Here is a 1605-nt window from a genome sequence, read left to right as displayed (position 1 = left end):
AAGCAAATCCTGGCATCCATATTGCACCGCCAGCTTGCCGGTTGATCCCGGTCCTGATCGCATACTCTGATCAGGTTAGGCTCGCCGGGCTCGAGGTGGTTGGGGTCTTCGCCCGGCGAGTTTCCATCGCAATACGCCTTGCTCGCATCATCGATGCAGGAATATAATCCTCTAGTTGCGGCGACCCTTCAACGGAGATCGCCATGCCCCAAAAAACCCTCGCCGACACTTTGGCCGCTCGCGAAACCGTCTATGTCAATTGCGGGCACCCGATGTGCTCAACAAAGCTCGATATCGCGGCGCTGATCGACAGGCTTGGTCCCGATCACGGCTCTATGCATCAGGATCTGGTCGGGCGCTTTGGCTGCTCGAAATGCAAGGCAGAGGGCCGCCACCGCAGCCCGGTGTTTTTCACATGCGTTCCTGACTATGACGGCCAGCAGCGGGCGCGCAACCGCGAGCGGAAGCCAAGCCGAACTAGATCAAAAGTGTAAAGACCCGCCACCTTGCGGCAGCGGGCGGGTTGGAACATTTTGACGTTCAGCAACCAGAGGGGGTAATTTGATGAACAAGCAACCGTGGAAGACTTCGGTCGAGATCGAGGAACTTGGAAACAAGCTTTATGTTCGGGTCATCGAAGACGGCGTGGTAAGCGTCAAGGGCTTCCGTTCTCGGGCAGATGCCAAAGCCTTCGCCCAAGAGAACAGGCGCGGCTCGGACTTGATACGCGTCTCTGGACGTAAAGCCCCGGCCACCGCAGTAGCACCATTCAACCCGCCAGATACCGCACACAGATCAAGACTGCGGAGAAACCGATCACATAAAACCACATCCAGCCTATACCGCCGGCCAAAGTATCTTTGATACCCTGCCTGCCGTCGAGCAGCGCAGCGCAAACCACCACACCTGCGGCAAAGGCAAAACGGACCACGCCACAAACATAAGCAAGGAAGTCGGTATCCACCGGATCACCGTTCTGATACCTGCCTAGCTTAGGCGTTTTCCGCTGGGGCCGCCAACTGAGGTGGCCCTTGCCTCTCTTAACGGATGTCTGGAGAAGCACCGTTCGTCGCGCATGCGCCAAGGAGATCCGCCGCCAAGGTGCGGATCGAGGAGATCACGCCGAAGGTGAAGAGGCGCTAGCGGAACAGCAGGAAGACGCCCAGGCCGGCCATCAGCAGGCAAGCGGCCATGCCCATCATGTCGCGCTGCCTGTCTGTAGCGCCAGATCGCCCCGGCGAGCCTGCCAGGCCGAACGCACGATCGATCAGAGGTCGAGTGCCCCAGCCAATCTCGAAATCCACGAAGGGGTAACCAACCAGTTCGTCGAGGGTCACCTCGCCTCGTCCGGCGAGCGGATGGTTCGGAGGTGTGGCGCCTCCATGTCCTCGCAGGCGGCGATCCTGGTGACAATGTCGTCGGGTGGGTTCATTCCAACGACCCCGCCCGTACACCAAAAGCAGATGAGGTGGATGGCTCCCGCTCCCGGCATCACAGTGCCACAGTGGGTTTGCTGTCAGGCAACCCGAGCTAAGGAGCCATCCGCCATGCAGATTACCACCGTGGGCCTTGATCTGGCCAAGCGCATTTTTCAAGTTCACGCCG

The 1605-nt window shown here is 59.4% G+C and carries 3 protein-coding genes; 1 reads left to right on the top strand and 2 read right to left on the bottom strand.

Annotated features, from left to right (window positions below; all coding sequences use genetic code 11):
- Positions 1-203 precede the first annotated feature (203 nt).
- Positions 204-494: a hypothetical protein gene (locus AC04SI_RS33250; RefSeq protein WP_404284907.1), complete on the top strand. Its 291-nt coding sequence runs from the start codon at positions 204-206 to the stop codon at positions 492-494.
- 275 nt (positions 495-769) lie between these two features.
- On the opposite strand, the gene AC04SI_RS33245 is transcribed toward AC04SI_RS33250, so the two are convergent.
- Both AC04SI_RS33245 and AC04SI_RS33240 read right to left on the bottom strand, forming a co-directional pair.
- Entirely contained in the window at positions 770-964 is a 195-nt protein-coding gene (locus AC04SI_RS33245; protein ID WP_404284909.1) for a hypothetical protein, read from the bottom strand.
- A gap of 175 nt (positions 965-1139) precedes the next feature.
- Positions 1140-1337: a hypothetical protein gene (locus tag AC04SI_RS33240; protein WP_404284911.1), complete on the bottom strand. Its 198-nt coding sequence runs from the start codon at positions 1335-1337 to the stop codon at positions 1140-1142.
- Positions 1338-1605: the final 268 nt, after the last annotated feature.

The sequence above is a fragment of the Mesorhizobium sp. CNPSo 4689 genome (assembly GCF_057784325.1).
The sequence above is the reverse complement of the archived record's forward strand: the minus strand, read 5'-3'. Positions and strand labels throughout refer to the sequence as shown.